The sequence below is a fragment of the Pseudomonas neuropathica genome (assembly GCF_051174785.1).
GTDB lineage: Bacteria > Pseudomonadota > Gammaproteobacteria > Pseudomonadales > Pseudomonadaceae > Aquipseudomonas > Aquipseudomonas neuropathica_A.
The window spans coordinates 5,558,712-5,575,853 of the sequence record NZ_CP195111.1 but is presented as its reverse complement, the minus strand read 5'-3'; the positions used below and the strand labels follow the sequence as shown (position 1 = coordinate 5,575,853).

The window sequence follows — 17,142 nt, the reverse complement described above, 5'->3', positions numbered from 1 at the left end:
GCTGCGCTCCTTTAAATCAATTCACGAACGTCGATGAAACGACCGTTCACCGCTGCCGCAGCTGCCATGGCCGGGCTGACGAGGTGGGTACGGCCACCGGCGCCCTGACGGCCTTCGAAGTTACGGTTGGAGGTCGAGGCGCAATGTTCGCCGGACTCCAAACGGTCCGGGTTCATCGCCAGGCACATCGAGCAACCCGGTTCACGCCATTCAAAACCGGCTTCGAGGAAAATCTTGTCGAGACCTTCAGCTTCAGCCTGCGCTTTGACCAGACCCGAGCCCGGCACCACGATCGCTTGCTTGATGGTCGAAGCGACTTTGCGGCCCTTGGCGATGACCGCCGCAGCGCGCAAGTCTTCGATCCGCGAGTTGGTGCAGGAACCGATGAACACGCGATCCAGCTGAATGTCGGTGATCGCCTGATTGGCAGTCAAACCCATGTATTTCAAGGCGCGGACGATCGAGTCGCGCTTGACCAGATCCATTTCTTTGGCCGGGTCCGGCACGTTTTGGTCAACGGCCAAAACCATTTCCGGAGAAGTGCCCCAGCTGACTTGCGGCTTGATCTGGGCGGCGTCGAGCTCAACCACGGTGTCGAATTTGGCGTCGGCGTCGGAGACCAGATCTTTCCAGGCCTCGACGGCCATGTCCCACTGCTCACCTTTCGGTGCGAATGGACGGCCCTTCACGTAGTCGACGGTTTTCTGATCCGCTGCCACCAGGCCAACACGGGCACCGGCTTCGATGGACATGTTGCAGATAGTCATGCGGCCTTCAACGGACAAATCGCGGATCGCGCTGCCGGCAAACTCGATGGCGTGGCCGTTCCCGCCGGCGGTGCCGATCTTGCCGATCACCGCGAGGACGATGTCCTTGGCGGTCACACCGAACGGCAATTGCCCTTCAACGCGCACCAGCATGTTCTTCATTTTCTTCGCGACCAGGCACTGGGTGGCGAGCACGTGCTCGACCTCGGAAGTGCCGATACCGTGAGCCAGTGCACCGAAAGCGCCGTGAGTCGAGGTGTGCGAGTCGCCGCAGACCACGGTCATGCCCGGCAAGGTCGCGCCCTGCTCCGGACTGATGACGTGGACGATGCCCTGGCGCACGTCGTTCATCTTGAACTCGACGATGCCGTATTCATCACAGTTGTCATCGAGGGTCTGAACCTGCAAACGCGAGACCTGATCGGCAATGGCTGCGATGCCGCCCTTGCGCTCCGGGGTGGTCGGTACGTTGTGGTCCGGGGTCGCGATGTTGGCATCGATACGCCAAGGCTTGCGCCCGGCCAGACGCAGACCTTCGAAGGCTTGCGGCGAGGTCACTTCGTGGATGATGTGACGATCGATATAGATCAGCGCCGAGCCATCGTCGCGCTGCTTGACCAAATGCGAATCCCAGAGCTTGTCGTAGAGCGTTTTGCCGGCCATCAGACGGTTCCTCATCAGCTTGTTTCTATGCCCTGGGCTTATCAATAACCCTTTGGCTTGTGAGGCCGATCCTATGGGGTTAGATTAAATAACTCAAATTCATATTTTTTATGCTTTGGATAACCAACTGGAATACGAACATGGATCTGGCCAACCTCAACGCTTTTATCGCGATTGCCGAGACCGGCAGTTTCTCCGGCGCCGGCGAACGGCTGCACCTGACGCAGCCGGCGATCAGCAAACGCATCGCCGGGCTGGAGCAGCAATTGAAGGTGCGCCTGTTCGATCGGCTAGGCCGTGAAGTCGGCCTGACCGAGGCTGGCCGCGCCCTGCTGCCCCGGGCTTATCAGATTCTCAACGTGCTCGACGACACCCGCCGCGCCCTGACCAATCTCACCGGCGAAGTCAGCGGGCGCCTGACCCTGGCCACCAGTCACCACATCGGTTTGCACCGTTTGCCGCCGCTGTTGCGGGAATTCACCCGTCGCTACCCACAGGTGGCGCTGGATATTCAGTTTCTCGATTCGGAAGTGGCCTACGAAGAAATTCTCCATGGCCGCGCAGAACTGGCGGTCATCACCCTGGCGCCGGAGCCTCACGCACTGGTCAAAGCCACGCCGGTATGGGACGACCCACTGGATTTCGTGGTCGCACCGGAGCATTCGCTGATCAGCAACGGCCCCGTCAATCTGGCCGACATTGCCGGTCATCCGGCCGTGTTCCCCGGCGGCAACACCTTCACTCACCACATTGTCCAACGCTTGTTCGAGGCCCAAGGCCTGACGCCGAACATCGCCATGAGCACCAACTATCTGGAAACCATCAAGATGATGGTCTCGATCGGTCTGGCCTGGAGCGTTTTGCCGCGCACCATGCTCGACGATCAGGTGGCAAGCATCGCTTTGCCGGGCATACAGCTCAGTCGCCAGCTAGGCTATATCCTGCACACCGAACGGACGCTCTCGAATGCGGCGCGGGCCTTTATGGCCTTACTGGATGCACAAATCGATCTGCCAGGGACTTGAGGCCAACTTGTGCTACTCCTATAGAGCCGCCGCCCCTGTGCCTAACGCCACCATCAGCTCAAGGCCTGTCCACGATGCCGAAATCTGTTGACCGAATTCCGCCGATGCCGCGTATTCAGGCGATTGACCCGCGACATTCCGAGCAGAGCTGGGAGAGCGCGCCGCAATTGCTGGCGGCGCTCAACGGCGCGCGGCTCGGCGCCTGGTATTGGGACATCGAGCGCGGGCAGATCAGTTGGTCGCGCGGCACCCAGGCCTTGTTCGGTTTCGATCCACGGCAACCCCTGCCGGCGGACCTTGAATACCTTGATTTGCTACCCCCGGAAGATCGCGCAAAAACAATTCGCGCCTTCCACGCGGTGATCGCCGGCGCACCGCTGGAGCAAGCGATGCACCACCGCATCCGCTGGCCTGACGGCAGCCTGCACTGGCTGGAGATCAGCGGTAGCCTGCTGCCGGATAAAAACGGCCGCCCCCGAATGATCGGGGTGATTCGTGAAATCACCCACCAACGCCAGCGCGAACAGGCGCTGAGCAGTTCGGAGAAACGTTTCGCGACACTTTTTCACCTGTGTCCCAACATGGTCTTGCTGACCCGACAGGAAGACGGCCTGATCAGCGAAGCCAATCAGTATTTTGAAAGCCTGTTTGGCTGGCCGGTACAAAGCGCCATTGGTCGCACCACGCTGGAACTGGGTCTGTGGGTGCACCCGGAACAACGCGCAGAGCTGGTGAAAAAGACCAAAGCCAAAGGCGAGCTGATCGCCATGGAAGTGCAGTTCTGCGCCAGCAACGGGCAGATCCACGACGGTATTCTCAGTGCGCAGAAAGTCGAACTCGAAGGCCAGCCGTATCTGCTCAGCACATTCCTCGACACCACCGAACGCAAAGCCGCCGAACACGCCTTGAAGGACAGCCAGGAACGCCTTGATCTGGCACTGGACTCGGCACAGCTCGGCACCTGGGACTGGCACATCCCCAGCGGTATGCTCTACGGCTCGGCGCGGGCCGCGCAATTGCACGGGCTCGAACCGATACCGTTTCATGAATCGTTTGACGAGTTTTTCGAAGGCGTGCCCGGCGAAGAGCGCGACAGCATGCGCGATGCCTACCGCAGTCTGCGCGAAGGCCCGGCGGGCAATTATCAACTGACCTATCGCGTGCAACTGCCGGACGGCAGCTCGCGCTATCTGGAAAGCCGCGCCCGCCTCTACCGTGACGACAACGGCGCGCCGCTGCGCATGGCCGGCACGCTGCTCGACATCACCGATCAGGTCGAGCGCGAGCAACGGCTGGTGGCCTCGGAAGAGAAATTCGCCACGCTGTTCCAGGTCAGCCCCGACCCGATCTGCGTCACCCGCCAGGACAGTGGCGAGTTCATCGAAATCAATAACAGCTTTACCCAGACCTTCGGCTGGAGCGCCACCGACGTGATTGGCCACACCGCCGAAGAAATCGGCCTGTGGGACGCATCGGCAAAAAGTCTGCAACGCATCGAAAGGGTGATTCGCGAACAGGGTTTGAGCAACGTCGCGATCATCGTCCAGCACAAGGACGGCCAGTCGCTGACCTGTGTGATTTCCAGCCGGCAGATCAGCGTCGGCGATCAGCCCTGCATCGTCACCACCCTGCGCGATATCACTCAGCAGCAGCGCTCGGAAGCGGCGCTGAAAGCCAGTGAAGAGAAATTCGCCAAGGCGTTCCACTCCAGCCCCGACGCGATCACCATCACCGAACGCGACACCGGACGTTATCTGGAGGTCAACGACGGTTTTTGCCGTCTCACTGGCTATCGCGCTGAAGAAGTCGTGGGCAAAACGGTTTATCAGGTGGGTATCTGGGCCGAAGAAAAGCAGCGCTCGGCATTACTCGCCGAGCTGCAGATCAAGGGCCGCGTGCACCATCAGGAAATGCTCGGCCGCAACAAGCGCGGCGAGTTGCTGACGGTGGAGGTTTCGATCGAGCCGATCACCCTCAATGAAACCGCGTGCCTGCTGCTGACCGCGCGGGACGTCAGCCTGCTGAAAAACGCCGAGGCGCAGATTCGGCACCTGGCCTATCACGACCCATTGACCAACCTGCCCAACCGCGCCTTGCTGATGGATCGCCTGAGCCAGCAGATCGCCCTGCTCAGACGCCACAACCTGCGCGGGGCCTTGCTGTTTCTCGATCTCGATCATTTCAAGCACATCAACGATTCTCTCGGTCACCCGGTCGGCGACACGGTACTGAAGATCATCACCGCGCGACTTGAAGCCAGTGTGCGCATGGAAGATACCGTCGCGCGCCTCGGTGGCGATGAGTTCGTCGTGCTGCTCAGCGGCCTCGAAGGCTCGCGCAACGAAGTCAGCGCGCAGGTGCGCGATCTGGCCGACACCCTGCGCGAATTGCTCTCGGAACCGATGTTCCTCGACGGCCAACGCCTGCAAGTGACCCCGAGTATTGGTGTGGCGCTGATTCCCGACCACGGCTCGACGCCGACCGATCTGCTCAAACGCGCCGACATCGCCCTGTACCGAGCCAAGGATTCCGGGCGCAACACCACGCAGATGTATCACAACACCATGCAGAAAGCCGCCAGCGAGCGGCTGCGCATGGAAACCGACCTGCGGCTGGCGCTGTCGCGCGGTGAATTCAATGTGCACTTCCAGCCGCAGGTCGACGCGCAGGACAACCGCATCATCGGCGCCGAAGCCCTGGTGCGCTGGAATCACCCGGAGCTGGGTGCGCAGTCGCCCACCGAGTTCATCAAGGTGCTGGAAGACAGCGGTCTGATTCTCGAAGTCGGCACGTGGATCCTCGACGAAGCCTGCAATGCCTTCAAACAACTGATTGCGCTGAAGCTGGTCGATCCGCTGAATTTCAGCCTGTGCGTGAACATCAGCCCGCGACAGTTCCGCCAGAACGATTTCGTCGAGCGCATCGAACACAGCATGAGCAGCCATGGCCTGCCTTGCTCGCTGCTGAAACTGGAGATCACCGAAGGCATCGTCATCCAGAATCTGGAAGACACCATCAGCAAAATGCGCCGGCTGAAAAAGCTCGGCGTGAGTTTCGCCATGGATGACTTTGGCACTGGTTATTCGTCGCTGACTTACCTCAAGCGTCTGCCGGTCGACACGCTGAAAATCGACCAGTCGTTTATCCGCGATGCGACAACCGATCCGAACGATGCCGAGATTATTCGCGCGATTGTCGCCATGGCGCGCAGCCTTGAGCTGGAGGTGATTGCCGAAGGCGTGGAAACCCCGGAGCAGCTGGCGTTCCTGCAAGGTCTGGGTTGCCATTTGTATCAGGGTTATCTGCACAGTCGACCGGTCGCGCTGGAGGATCTGAAAAAGCTCCTGCCATAACCGGTGCACGTTGCAACAGACGCGCAATTGCCACGATTTGCGGCAACCTGTAGGGTCGCGTTTTTTGCGCCGTTTCGAGATCTGTCATGCAGGATGCAACCCTCCCCCGCCCGGCTCTGCTGGGCATCGACCTTGGCACCACCAACAGCCTGATCGCCGTCTGGCAGGACGGTCAGGCCCGGCTGATTCCCAACGCTCTGGGCGAGATTCTGACGCCATCGGTGGTCAGCCTCGATGAAGACGACACGATTCTGGTCGGCAAAGCCGCCCGCGCTCGCTTGACCACGCACCCGGATCGCAGCGCTGCAGCGTTCAAGCGTTTCATGGGCAGCGATAAACAAGTCCAGCTCGGTGCACGCCAGTTCAGTCCGGAAGAGTTGTCGGCGCTGGTGCTCGGCTCACTCAAGCAGGACGCCGAAGCCTTTCTCGGCCACCCGGTGTCGGAAGCGGTGATTTCCGTGCCGGCATATTTCAGTGACGAACAACGCAAACGCACGCTGTTTGCCGCTGAACTGGCCGGGCTCTCGGTGACGCGTCTGATCAACGAACCGACCGCCGCCGCCATGGCTTACGGACTGCATGAGCAGAAGTTCGAACGCACGCTGATCTTCGATCTTGGCGGCGGTACGTTCGACGTCACGGTGCTGGAATACGCTTTGCCGCTGATCGAAGTGCACGCCTCCACCGGCGACAACTTTCTCGGCGGCGAGGACTTCACGACCGCCCTGTTGCAGGCCTGCCTGAAACACTGGCAACTGACCCCGGCAATGGTCGATGCGCAAAGCATGGCCAGCCTCGGTGATGCCCTTGAGCAGCTCAAATGCAAACTTGGCGAAGGCACTCAACACCTGAGCTGGCGCCACGCCGACAAGACCTTCGAATGGTCACTGGACGAAGCGGCGGCGGTAAAAATCTGGGAACCGTTGCTGGCGCGTTTGCGCGCGCCAATCGAACAGGCGCTGCGTGATGCTCGCCTCAAGCCCCGCGACCTCGACAGCCTGGTGCTGGTCGGCGGCGCCACGCGCATGCCGGCGGTGCAGCAAATGGTCGCCACGCTGTTCGGGCGCCTGCCTTACCGGCATCTTGATCCGGATACCATTGTTGCGCTGGGGGCAGCGACGCAAGCGGCGTGCAAGGCGCGTGACGGGGCGGTTGAAGAGTTGATTCTGACGGATGTCTGCCCGTATACGCTGGGGATTGCGACCATGCGTGGCGAAGACATCAAAGGTGCCTTCTCGCCCATCATCGAACGTAACACCATCATTCCGACGTCAAGGGTGGAGCGCTATTACACCACCCAGCCTAAGCAATCGCTGCTGCGCATCGCCGTCTATCAGGGTGAACGGCCGTGGGTTTGCGACAACATTCTGATTGATGCTTTCGATGTGACGTTGACGCCCACTGAACACATCCAGGAGCTGGACGTACGCTTCAGCTATGACATCAACGGTTTGCTCGAAGTCGACGTCACCCTGCTCGAAACCGGTGAGCGCCACAGTCACAGCATCGACCGCAGCCCCACCGGTCTGGACGAGCAAGCGCGCCGAGACAGCCATAACCGCCTGTCCACACTGAAAGTCCATCCACGCGACGCGTTGCCCAACCGCACGTTGCTCGCCCGCCTGGAGCGGGCATGGATGCAAAGCCTCGGCACGCAACGCGAGCACATTGCCGAATGGCTGCACAACTTCACCAGCGTGCTCGGCGGCCAGCACCCCTCAGAAATAGCCAGCCATCGCTCAGAGCTGAACAAGGCGCTGGATCAACTGCGTCTCTAACCGTTGAGCCGCCGCAAGGCAGCCTGCAAGCCGCCGGACAGCATTTCGGAATCGCCGCTGTCCGACGGCACACCATAGCGGTTGGGCAACTTGTCACCGGGCATTCCGAACAGCACCAATGGCAGGAATGGCAGAACCGGCGTCAGCGCCATGAAGATCAGCAACGTCGGAATGCCCCGGCCCATGTCGTGCAAGCGGCGCAAAATCGCGCCGAACACCAGCAGGACGCCCAGTAACAGGATAAGAATGCCAGCGCCCGTGGTGCCACTGATCAGCCCGGCCACCGGCGCAATCACCACGCAGGCCAAGACCTGAGCGATAAACGCCTTACGCCCCAATCTCGATCCCAGACGCCAGATTGCGGTCGCGGGTACCGGCTGCGCATCGCTGTTCGCCAACAGCAAACGCTCTGACCAGGACAGCAAGGCGCACAGCGCCAGGCGCAGGCCGATGCTGTTCTGCACATCGTCCTTGCCCTGCTGCAACTGCCGCAACACCCGGGATTTCGGCACCCCGGCAGCAGCATAACGAATCAAGCCCTTGAGCGAGTCCAGTGCCTCGTAAGCGAGCAATTTGTCGACGCCAAAATCCGTAAGCACTTTGCGCGGCGGCCATACCGGTTCGCCCTTGATCAAGCCGTCGCGAAAGCCTTCGAACCAGGCGTCCTCACAACTGACCGCCGCGATTGACTGCAGCAATGCACGATGCTGCTCGGCACTCAGGCTTGGGTCGTGATAGAGCACGCTCCAGAACATCATCAGCCCCAGCAAATCGTCGCCGCAGGCAGCACGATCGCTTTCGAGGCAGGTGTAAAGCAGCGTATTGGCAGGCAACCGCGCGCTGTCCAGAGCCTGCTGTACGCTGAACAATCGCTGCACCAGCAAACCGTGCACCGGATCATTGCCTTGCAGCCATCCCAGCAGACCGGCGCAATGACCATGTTCGCGTTGCAAGCGCCGTAACAGAGGTTGCAGGCGACTCAACGGATGGGCCGGATTGAATGCCAGGCGCTCCAGGCACGGCGCATCAATCATTTGCAACCAGCGCTCGGGTTGCTCCAGCAGCGCCAGTAAAAACAAGGTCTGAGCATGCCACTCCCATGTGGCTTCCCCCAGCCCGACCGGCGGCAGCTGAATCCCGCGACGGCTCAACTGGAGCATCAAGTCGAGTTCGGTCAAGTCGCAGTCGTCTTTGACCGCTCCCAGCTTGAACGCTTCGCCCACGCGCTCCAGCGCAGCCTCGCTGTAGGGCCGCAAGCGCCGCAACCACAGCCGGCAGACCTTGTGCAGCTCGCCTGCAGTCAGCTCCGACGGCAATGGCCGCGGACTTGAATCCGCGCCACTGAAAGCACTCATGGCCTGTGCAATCGGTGCCCTGCTCAACCAGCGCAAGTGTTGCTCAGCCTGATATTTGAAGCCGCTCATCACCAGGTTTTCGAGGGCATCGATCGGCAGCGGCGCATCCACAATCTGCTGCAGCAACGCCGAATCTCCCCGATGCAATGCCCAGGCGTGCCGGTACAGATGCAGCAATCGGCTGTCGGCGTTTTCGCCCAGCAACTGCGCGAGCAACGGGAGTTCATCACCGGTCATCTGCCACTCGACAAAGCTATGCGCAAGGCTATCAAGCTTTAGCCTGCCGACACCCAGCCAACGATTCAGCGTCTCGGGATGTTGTGACGGGCTGCCATATACCTGGCAGTGATCACCGAGATTCTTCGACCAGTCAGAGCAGTCCTCCAGACGATCAAATGCCTGAATCAGCAGCGGGAGAAAAGTCGGCTGTCGCTTGGCACACAACTCCAGCAGGCGGCTTTCCGCCATCGGATGACGATGTTCGTTCCACAGTCGGATCCAGCACGGCAATGCCTGATCATCCCGGCCCAGCAGACTGCTATGAGACGCCAACAGGTAAAGCCAGTCCACATCATCCGGCGCTGCGAGCTGCTGTTCGACGCAGCACTGGAAAAATATCGGCACGCCGATTCCCGCCTGAGTGAACTGCACCAACACACGCTTGAAGAACGCGGCATCATCCGGCAACGGTATACACGTGTGCCGACCCGCGAAGTCGGCGAACTCATGAAGCGGGCGCTGGGCGAAGATGAAGTCGAGACTCCGGGCGTACCACAGCGATTCGGTCTGCGCCGCCTCTGACCATGTGCTGATCAGATCCGTATCGAACGGGTCAGGTGTTTCGATTCGCTGCAGAAAGGATTCCACCTGATGGGCGTCTTCGTACTGCAGATCCAGCAGCTGTTGAGCCCAGGCCATACGTTTGGCCAGCAGATTCGCGCAGCGGTACGACAGCGGGCCGGCGTCAGCCAGCCGGTGGTAAAGCCCCCAGCTGAGGTCATCGAGCACCTCCAGCGGCAGCTCATCCAGACCCCGGACAAATGCCTGCCACGCGGCGAAATTGAACCGGCGAGCGGGATCATCCAGCAACTCGCAGAAATCCACGAACGTGCGCGGAACCTCAACCACCTGCCGCTCTGACGCTACGGGATCTTCCTCGTACGCTTCTTCCTCGTGCTCTTCCTCTCGCGCCAGTCGCAGGGCGTTTTCATAGGCCATGCGCAACGCCTGGAAGCCTTGCGGATCGGTCTCCGGGTGATGCGCCGGCAAGCGTGCGCGGTAGGCATTGCGAATCAGGGTTTCGTCAGTCGTGGGCTCGATGCCCAAGCGGATCCAGCAACTCATGACCAGTCGAACTCCTTGAGCGATGCTGGACGTGGCGGCAGGTCAATTTCCATGTGCCATGGCAAATCAGCCAGAAACCGAGGGATGTTCTCGGCAAGGCCACGGGCAATCCGCACGTTAAGGGCGTTGGCCCCTTGCCGATCCAGCTCGCGCGCCAGCTCATCGTCACTGGCGCTCAGGCACGACCAAAACGTCCGGCCCACCACGAAACCATCGAAATAAGCCATCCAGCTACCGTAGTGAAATTGCGCTCTGAGGGCCAAACGACTGTGCAGCCAGTTACTTTCGTCCAGATCAATCCACTGATTGCGCACGGCGCAACGCAAGAGAAAGCCCATGCGGCCATAGTCCCAGGACAATATCCCGCCCGGCCCGCAACTGCCGAAGGTGCGGCTGGCAAACTCATGCAGAATGCGTTCACGCGCCGGGAGATTTTCCAGCAAGGTCTGCCATTCACTCGGCAGACAACGCTGCCAGGCCCGATAGGCCGCGCTGAGGTGTTTGGCATGGCCGTCGTCGGTCATCCGTTCGAGCATGTCGAACAGTTGCCCACGATCATCGATACCCCAACTGTCCTGCAGATCGATGTAGCGATCGTCGCAGAACGCGGGGTCGTCGTAACTGGCGCCGGTATTGATTGCCGCCATGGGGGCAGACAGGGCGCACAGCCAGCGCTGTTGAATATCGTCCATGAAGAAAGGCTCCAGGCCGACCGGTGAGGAATGGGGTCGGCAAAACTGCGGCGGATTGTAGAGAAACCGCCGCCAGCGGCAAAGTCGAACAGCGGTTTTATTGCGCACACAAAAAAGGCCCCGACGTATCGGGGCCTTCATTCAGCGGCTCATCGTCCGTTCAGACGATTGTGTTGCGACACATGACTCAGTGCTGCAACGCCGGCTTCTGCGTCCCGTTGATCGGGATGCGTTTGGCTTTCGCCTCTTCCGGGATCACCCGCAACAGATCGATGCTCAGCAGACCGTTGCTCAGATCGGCAGCCTTGATCTCGATGTGATCGGCCAGGCGGAAGGACAGCTTGAACGCACGCTGGGCGATGCCCTGGTGCAGGAAGGTCACGCCTTCGTTGGCATCACGCTTGCCACCACTGATGGTCAGCACACCCTTCTCGACTTGCAGCTCCAGATCTTCTTCCTGGAAACCGGCGGCGGCAACGACGATACGGTACTGGTCATCACCGTGTTTTTCGACGTTGTAAGGTGGGTAGCTGCTGCCTGGCTCGTTGCGCAGGGCGGTTTCGAACAGGTCGTTGAAACGGTCGAAACCTACCGAGGAACGGAACAGTGGCGCGAGGGAAAATGCAGTACTCATGATTCAAATCTCCTGAAAACAATCAGCAAGGTTTTTTGACTCCGCGACCCGAATCCGGCATCGCGTAACCCTTAGATAGGGACCGCTGAAATGATTTCAAGAGATTATTTGCAGATTTTTTTCAGGCCGCTTCGGCAACCGGCAGACCGAGCAAACGCGAGACTTGATCCGGCTCCGTCTCACGGCGCAGCACGGTAAACAGCTCGGTGGCCTCGGGATAATTGCGCGTTAGCATGGCCAGCCATTGCTTCAAACGGCCCGGCGATTGGCGTGCGGTCATCTGCGCCTTGGCTTGCAACCAGAAGTCCTGGATCAGCGGCATCAGCTCGGCCCAGGTCATCTCGACGACTTCTTCACCAGCGCGGGCGGCGGCGATCTGCTTGGCCAGATCCGGGCGCGAGACCAGACCGCGACCGAGCATGATGTCTTCCACGCCACTGATTTCGCGGCAACGCCGCCAGTCTTCGACGCTCCAGATATCGCCGTTGGCGAACACCGGGACTTTGACCACGTCCTGTACGCGTGGAATCCACTCCCAGTGTGCTGGTGGTTTGTAGCCGTCCATTTTGGTTCTGGCGTGAACCACGATGTGCTCGGCGCCACCTTCGGCCAACGCCGTGGCGCAGACCAGCGAACCGTCCGGGCTGTCGAAACCCAAGCGCATTTTCGCGGTCACGGGAATGTGTGCAGGCACAGCGCGACGGACGTGCTCGACGATCTGGTTGAGCAGTTCCGGCTCCTTGAGCAGGACCGCGCCGCCACGGGATTTGTTGACGGTCTTGGCCGGGCAGCCGAAGTTCAGATCGATGACTTCGGAGCCGAGTTCACAGGCTAACGCAGCGTTTTCCGCCAGGCATACCGGGTCGGAACCGAGCAATTGCACACGCAATGGCACGCCGGATGCGGTACGGGCGCCGTTGAGCAACTCCGGACCGAACTTATGGAAATAGGCCGGCGTGAGCAACTGGTCGTTGACCCGAATGAATTCGGTCACGCACCAGTCGATGCCGCCAACGCGGGTCAGCACGTCGCGGAGGATGTCGTCGACCAACCCCTCCATGGGCGCCAGAGCAATTTGCATGGGAAAACACTACTTGAAGAAAAACGTGCGGCAGTTTACTGGATATCGCGGGAATTCGCAGAAACCTTGTGGGAGCGAGCCTGCTCGCGACAGCGGTGTGTCAGGTATGCATATATCAACTGACAGACGGCTTTCGCGAGCAGGCTCGCTCCCACACTTTAGATTTGAGCGGTATCGGGGATTTGGATCGCCGGGCCGTAGCCTTCGATGAACTCTGCCGGCATGCGCTTTGGCTTGCCCGTGGACAGTTCGATGCAGACAAACGTGGTTTGCGCACGCAACAACGTGGTGTTGTCGCTCGGACGCTTGAGCTGGAAATGCCGGGTCATTTTCAGGCGCTGATCCCAATCGACAATCCAGGTCGCCAATTGCAGTTCGTCGCCTTCATAGGCCGCAGCGAGATAATCGATCTCGTGGCGCACCACCGCCATCGCCCGATCCAGTCGGCGATATTCGACCAGATCCAGGCCCAGACGCTGCGAGTGGCGCCAGGCGCAACGCTCGAGCCAAGTGACGTATACCGCGTTGTTCGCGTGGCCCAGCCCGTCGATGTCCTCGGCGCTTACTTGCAGATCAATGGTAAACGGCGTTGCCCGATCCCAGCCCATACCCACTCCCGGTCAATGATTCAACCGGGGCAGTGTAACGGAGCTCACGCCGATTGGCGCGCCTGAAGGCTGCGGCCAGCCAGCAGTGATAACACACCATCAATCACCCGAGGGTCGGCCAGCACGCGCTGATGACCACCGCCTTCAAGGCGCAGCAGGCGACTGTCGAACCAGGATTCGTGAATCAGTTGCGACTCTTTGACCGAGACGAAGTTGTCGTCCTCGGCGTGCACGATCAGGCCGGGCATATCCAGTTGATAGTGAGCAACGTCGAGCGTGGCGGCGCGCATGCCGACGTCTTGCTCAACCTGACGAATGAAGGCGGAACGGGCTCGAGGCGGCATGCCGACGTATCGAGCGAAGCCACGCAACACGCCAAGAATTCGCGCAGGCGCGGCGATGCTGACGAGGGTTTCGGTGCGCAAGCCCAATTGCACGGCGAGCATGGCGCTAGCGCCGCCCATCGAGTGGCCGATGACCGCTTGCAGTGGCGGCAACTCGGCAGCCGCTTCGAGCATTGCCCGGGCGAACAATACGACATTGGCTTCACGCCCCGGCGAACGCCCGTGGGCCGGACCATCGAGCGCGACGACGGTATAACCGGAATCGACCAGTGCCGTGATCAGCGCGGCGAACTGGGTCGGGCGCCCTTCCCAGCCGTGCATCAGCAATACCGTCGGGCCCTGACCCCAGCGCAGCGCCGAGAGGCCGAAGCGCAAAGTGATCCGTTCGGAACTGGCCAGCAGCGGCAACTCCCAATCCCGCAGAGGCAGCGATCGCGGCGTCATGAATGCCAGACGCATTTTGCTCGCAACCCGTTTCGGTGCAATCCAGCCCAAGGTGCCATTAACGCCACGAATCCACTTCAACGTGTTCATCGCTCTCTCCTCAGGCCTGTTGCCTTCAGGTCAACGCACCGCCGACTTGGCAGCGCGCAGCAATCGATCGGATAAATCTCCCGGACCCAGAGCCCTTGCGAGCGCCAGACCACCCACCATCAAGGCCACATCGGCCAGGGCTTTGTCGGTGTCCTCGGGGCTGGACGCCAACTGCGCAATCATCAACTCCAGGTGTTCGTTCAGCGCGATTCGGAACGATTCCGGCAAACGACCCAACTCGCCAATCGAAGCCGGAATCGGGCATGCCGCGTCACTGGAATCACGGTGCTTGCGCGACAGGTAGAACGCGGCGACCAGGGCGCGACGCTCTTCACCGGTCAGCTCGGCATCCATGTCGGCAATCAGGTCGCGGCGGCGACCGAGTAGCTGCTTGAACGCTTCGAGCATCATTGCGTCCTTGCTTTCGAAGTGCGCGTAGAAGCCACCGACGGTGAGGCCGGCTGCGCCCATCACTTCGCCCACGCTAGGGTCCGCCGGGCCGCGCTGAATCAGTGCAGCGCTGGCAGCCTTGAGGATGCGTTCGCGGGTTTGAGCTTTTTTATCGTTCATCGTTGCCTCCGAATATTACGACTAGAATATTATTCGCATAATAATATTCTGCAAGTCAAGGATATGACCGCTGGTCTGAAGCACAGTGTAAGGAAAAAGGAGAATTGGCCAAACGCCAGACAAACAAAAGGGCCATTCAATAATTGAATGACCCTTATAAAATCCCGCAGAGCGGGTAATCGTGGCGTCCCCTAGGGGACTCGAACCCCTGTTACCGCCGTGAAAGGGCGGTGTCCTAGGCCACTAGACGAAGGGGACACAAACCTTCTATACAACTGATCAGCGCTGAGAACTGATCGATTCAAGGCCGGTGTGGCCAGACCTTGAACGTGTAAAATTGGTGGAGCTTAGCGGGATCGAACCGCTGACCTCCTGCATGCCATGCAGGCGCTCTCCCAGCTGAGCTAAAGCCCCGGATTTTTCGCCTCGCGGCGGAGCGACATCTTGCAACATCGCTTCTGTAAAACTGGCGTCCCCTAGGGGACTCGAACCCCTGTTACCGCCGTGAAAGGGCGGTGTCCTAGGCCACTAGACGAAGGGGACGCAAACCCTTCTATACAACTGATCAACGCTGAGTGTTGATCGCTTCGGAGCCGGTGTGGCCAGGCTTCGAAGTGTAAATTGGTGGAGCTAAACGGGATCGAACCGTTGACCTCTTGCATGCCATGCAAGCGCTCTCCCAGCTGAGCTATAGCCCCTCATCGTTGATGTCATCGCTGAGGACGGGGCGAATCTTAAGGGCGTATCGAAAGCCTGTCAAACTTATTTTTGAAATTTTTCAAAGTTTTTCGTCGGCATAACAATCACTTACCGCCCTCCCCCGTAAATTCGGGGGGAAAACGCCGAAGGCCGGAATCAAAAGATCCCGGCCTTCGGTCGTTCCTGCAGAGTCAGGTGTGCTTAAGCGATCGCGCCCAGCAGCTTTTCCCACTCTTTGTTTTCTTTCTTCGACACGCCGCCCAGCAGGTCGATCGCCTGGCGCAGACGATAACGGGTCAGGTCCGGGCCAAGGATTTCCATCGCATCGAGTACCGACACCGAACTCGCCTGCCCCGTGATTGCAGCAAACATCAGCGGCATTGCATCGCGCAATTTCAGCTCAAGGGATTCAACCACCGCCTGAATCGTCGCAGTGATGTTGTCCTTCTCCCACTGACGCAGGCTTTCCAGCTTCCAAAGGATCAACTGCATCAACTGCCGAACCTGATCGCCGGAGAGCTTCTTCGATTCGAACAGCTTGGCATCCGGGTTAACGCCGCCGGCGAAGAAGAAGCCGCCCAGCGGTGCAACCTGACTGAAGGTTTCAACGCGGCCCTGCACCAGCGGCGCGATCTTCATCATGTATTCGGGGTTCAACGCCCAGGTCTGCAGGCGGCTGGCAAACTCTTCCACCGGCAGATCGCGCAGCCACTGGCCGTTGAGCCACGACAGCTTCTCGATATCGAAGATCGGCCCGCCCAGCGAGACACGCTTGAGGTCGAAATTGTCGACCATTTCCTGCAGCGAGAACTTCTCGCGCTCGTCCGGCATCGACCAGCCCATGCGGCCGAGGTAGTTGAGCATCGCTTCCGGCATGAAGCCCATGCGCTCGTAGAACGTCACCGAGGTCGGGTTCTTGCGCTTGGACAGCTTGCTCTTGTCCGGGTTACGCAACAGCGGCATGTAGCACAGCTCTGGCTGCTCCCAGCCGAAGTATTCGTACAGCAGAATCAGTTTCGGCGCCGAGGGCAGCCACTCTTCGCCACGCAGCACGTGAGTGATACCCATCAGGTGATCGTCGACGACGTTGGCGAGGAAGTACGTCGGCAGGCCGTCGGTCTTCATCAGCACTTGCATGTCCATGCGATCCCACGGGATCTCGACGTCGCCACGGAGCATGTCCGGCACCACGCAAACGCCTTCGCTCGGCACTTTCATGCGGATTACGTGGGGTTCGCCGGCAGCCAGACGGGCGGCGACCTCTTCTTTCGACAGCAGCAGTGCGCGGCCGTCGTAACGTGGAGTTTCGCCGCGAGCCATTTGCTCGGCGCGCATCTGATCGAGTTCTTCAGCGGTGCAGAAGCATGGGAACGCGTGGCCCATGTCGACCAGTTGCTGGCAGTACTTCTGATAGATGTCGCCACGCTCGCTCTGCCGGTACGGGCCGTGCGGGCCGCCAACGTCCGGGCCTTCGCTCCAGTCGATACCCAGCCAGCGCAGGGCGTCGAAGATCTGCTGTTCGGACTCGCGGGTCGAACGCAACTGATCGGTGTCTTCGATGCGCAGGATGAACTCACCGCCATGCTGCTTGGCAAAGCAGTAGTTGAACAATGCGATGTAAGCGGTACCTACGTGGGGGTCCCCGGTAGGCGATGGCGCGATGCGAGTGCGGACGGTGGTCATGGCATGTCTCGA

At 60.1% G+C, this 17,142-nt stretch carries 12 protein-coding genes and 4 tRNA genes; 3 read left to right on the top strand and 13 right to left on the bottom strand.

All coding sequences use genetic code 11. From position 1 onward, the window contains the following. Positions 1-11: 11 nt before the first annotated feature. Entirely contained in the window at positions 12-1,430 is a 1,419-nt protein-coding gene (leuC, locus tag ACRRSD_RS25040) for a 3-isopropylmalate dehydratase large subunit (RefSeq protein ID WP_007913443.1), read from the bottom strand. 140 nt (positions 1,431-1,570) lie between these two features. On the opposite strand from leuC, the gene ACRRSD_RS25035 reads away from it, so the two are divergent. The 3 genes from ACRRSD_RS25035 (at position 1,571) to ACRRSD_RS25025 (ending at position 7,586) form a co-directional block, all read left to right on the top strand. Then, positions 1,571-2,455, top strand: a complete 885-nt coding sequence (locus ACRRSD_RS25035; protein ID WP_435035915.1) for a LysR family transcriptional regulator — start codon at positions 1,571-1,573, stop codon at positions 2,453-2,455. A gap of 74 nt (positions 2,456-2,529) precedes the next feature. After that, on the top strand, positions 2,530-5,808 hold the full coding sequence (locus ACRRSD_RS25030; protein ID WP_435035913.1) for a sensor domain-containing protein: 3,279 nt from the start codon (positions 2,530-2,532) through the stop codon (positions 5,806-5,808). An 86-nt stretch (positions 5,809-5,894) separates the two neighbouring features. After that, positions 5,895-7,586: an Hsp70 family protein gene (locus tag ACRRSD_RS25025; RefSeq protein ID WP_435035911.1), complete on the top strand. Its 1,692-nt coding sequence runs from the start codon at positions 5,895-5,897 to the stop codon at positions 7,584-7,586. Here ACRRSD_RS25025 and ACRRSD_RS25020 read toward each other — a convergent pair. The 12 genes from ACRRSD_RS25020 to gltX all read right to left on the bottom strand — a co-directional run bounded on the left by ACRRSD_RS25020 (position 7,583) and on the right by gltX (position 17,130). Next, complete coding sequence (locus ACRRSD_RS25020) at positions 7,583-10,285, bottom strand: DUF805 domain-containing protein (RefSeq protein ID WP_435035909.1); 2,703 nt, start codon at positions 10,283-10,285, stop codon at positions 7,583-7,585. The two genes, ACRRSD_RS25025 and ACRRSD_RS25020, sit on opposite strands and share 4 nt — an antisense overlap. After that, a complete protein-coding gene (locus tag ACRRSD_RS25015) occupies positions 10,282-10,977 on the bottom strand; it encodes a DUF1266 domain-containing protein (protein ID WP_435035908.1) in 696 nt (231 codons plus the stop codon). Before ACRRSD_RS25015 ends, ACRRSD_RS25020 begins: the two co-directional genes overlap by 4 nt. A 187-nt stretch (positions 10,978-11,164) precedes the next feature. Then, positions 11,165-11,611: an Hsp20 family protein gene (locus ACRRSD_RS25010; protein WP_007913433.1), complete on the bottom strand. Its 447-nt coding sequence runs from the start codon at positions 11,609-11,611 to the stop codon at positions 11,165-11,167. Between the two features lie 121 nt (positions 11,612-11,732). Beyond that, a complete protein-coding gene (locus tag ACRRSD_RS25005) occupies positions 11,733-12,692 on the bottom strand; it encodes a tRNA dihydrouridine synthase (RefSeq protein ID WP_085711993.1) in 960 nt (319 codons plus the stop codon). 158 nt (positions 12,693-12,850) lie between these two features. Then, positions 12,851-13,300, bottom strand: a complete 450-nt coding sequence (locus ACRRSD_RS25000; RefSeq protein WP_435035906.1) for an acyl-CoA thioesterase — start codon at positions 13,298-13,300, stop codon at positions 12,851-12,853. 44 nt (positions 13,301-13,344) lie between these two features. After that, complete coding sequence (locus ACRRSD_RS24995) at positions 13,345-14,178, bottom strand: alpha/beta fold hydrolase (protein ID WP_435035905.1); 834 nt, start codon at positions 14,176-14,178, stop codon at positions 13,345-13,347. 30 nt (positions 14,179-14,208) lie between these two features. Beyond that, positions 14,209-14,748 (bottom strand): TetR/AcrR family transcriptional regulator, encoded by a 540-nt coding sequence (locus ACRRSD_RS24990; RefSeq protein ID WP_007913421.1) that lies wholly within the window; start codon positions 14,746-14,748, stop codon positions 14,209-14,211. A gap of 182 nt (positions 14,749-14,930) precedes the next feature. Next, positions 14,931-15,006, bottom strand: a tRNA-Glu gene (locus tag ACRRSD_RS24985). 80 nt (positions 15,007-15,086) lie between these two features. After that, positions 15,087-15,162, bottom strand: a tRNA-Ala gene (locus ACRRSD_RS24980). Positions 15,163-15,215: 53 nt separating this feature from the next. Beyond that, positions 15,216-15,291: transfer RNA gene (locus ACRRSD_RS24975), tRNA-Glu, on the bottom strand. Between the two features lie 79 nt (positions 15,292-15,370). Then, positions 15,371-15,446: transfer RNA gene (locus tag ACRRSD_RS24970), tRNA-Ala, on the bottom strand. A 202-nt stretch (positions 15,447-15,648) separates the two neighbouring features. Then, positions 15,649-17,130, bottom strand: a complete 1,482-nt coding sequence (gene gltX, locus ACRRSD_RS24965) for a glutamate--tRNA ligase (protein ID WP_099758525.1) — start codon at positions 17,128-17,130, stop codon at positions 15,649-15,651. Positions 17,131-17,142 lie beyond the last annotated feature (12 nt).

What these genes read in the sequence shown, in the direction of transcription:
- leuC (WP_007913443.1), bottom strand. Translation starts at nt 1,430, where the DNA reads ATGGCCGGCAAAACGCTCTACGACAAGCTCTGGGATTCGCATTTGGTC.
- ACRRSD_RS25035 (WP_435035915.1), top strand. Translation starts at nt 1,571, where the DNA reads ATGGATCTGGCCAACCTCAACGCTTTTATCGCGATTGCCGAGACCGGC.
- ACRRSD_RS25030 (WP_435035913.1), top strand. Translation starts at nt 2,530, where the DNA reads ATGCCGAAATCTGTTGACCGAATTCCGCCGATGCCGCGTATTCAGGCG.
- ACRRSD_RS25025 (WP_435035911.1), top strand. Translation starts at nt 5,895, where the DNA reads ATGCAGGATGCAACCCTCCCCCGCCCGGCTCTGCTGGGCATCGACCTT.
- ACRRSD_RS25020 (WP_435035909.1), bottom strand. Translation starts at nt 10,285, where the DNA reads ATGAGTTGCTGGATCCGCTTGGGCATCGAGCCCACGACTGACGAAACC.
- ACRRSD_RS25015 (WP_435035908.1), bottom strand. Translation starts at nt 10,977, where the DNA reads ATGGACGATATTCAACAGCGCTGGCTGTGCGCCCTGTCTGCCCCCATG.
- ACRRSD_RS25010 (WP_007913433.1), bottom strand. Translation starts at nt 11,611, where the DNA reads ATGAGTACTGCATTTTCCCTCGCGCCACTGTTCCGTTCCTCGGTAGGT.
- ACRRSD_RS25005 (WP_085711993.1), bottom strand. Translation starts at nt 12,692, where the DNA reads ATGCAAATTGCTCTGGCGCCCATGGAGGGGTTGGTCGACGACATCCTC.
- ACRRSD_RS25000 (WP_435035906.1), bottom strand. Translation starts at nt 13,300, where the DNA reads ATGGGCTGGGATCGGGCAACGCCGTTTACCATTGATCTGCAAGTAAGC.
- ACRRSD_RS24995 (WP_435035905.1), bottom strand. Translation starts at nt 14,178, where the DNA reads ATGAACACGTTGAAGTGGATTCGTGGCGTTAATGGCACCTTGGGCTGG.
- ACRRSD_RS24990 (WP_007913421.1), bottom strand. Translation starts at nt 14,748, where the DNA reads ATGAACGATAAAAAAGCTCAAACCCGCGAACGCATCCTCAAGGCTGCC.
- gltX (WP_099758525.1), bottom strand. Translation starts at nt 17,130, where the DNA reads ATGACCACCGTCCGCACTCGCATCGCGCCATCGCCTACCGGGGACCCC.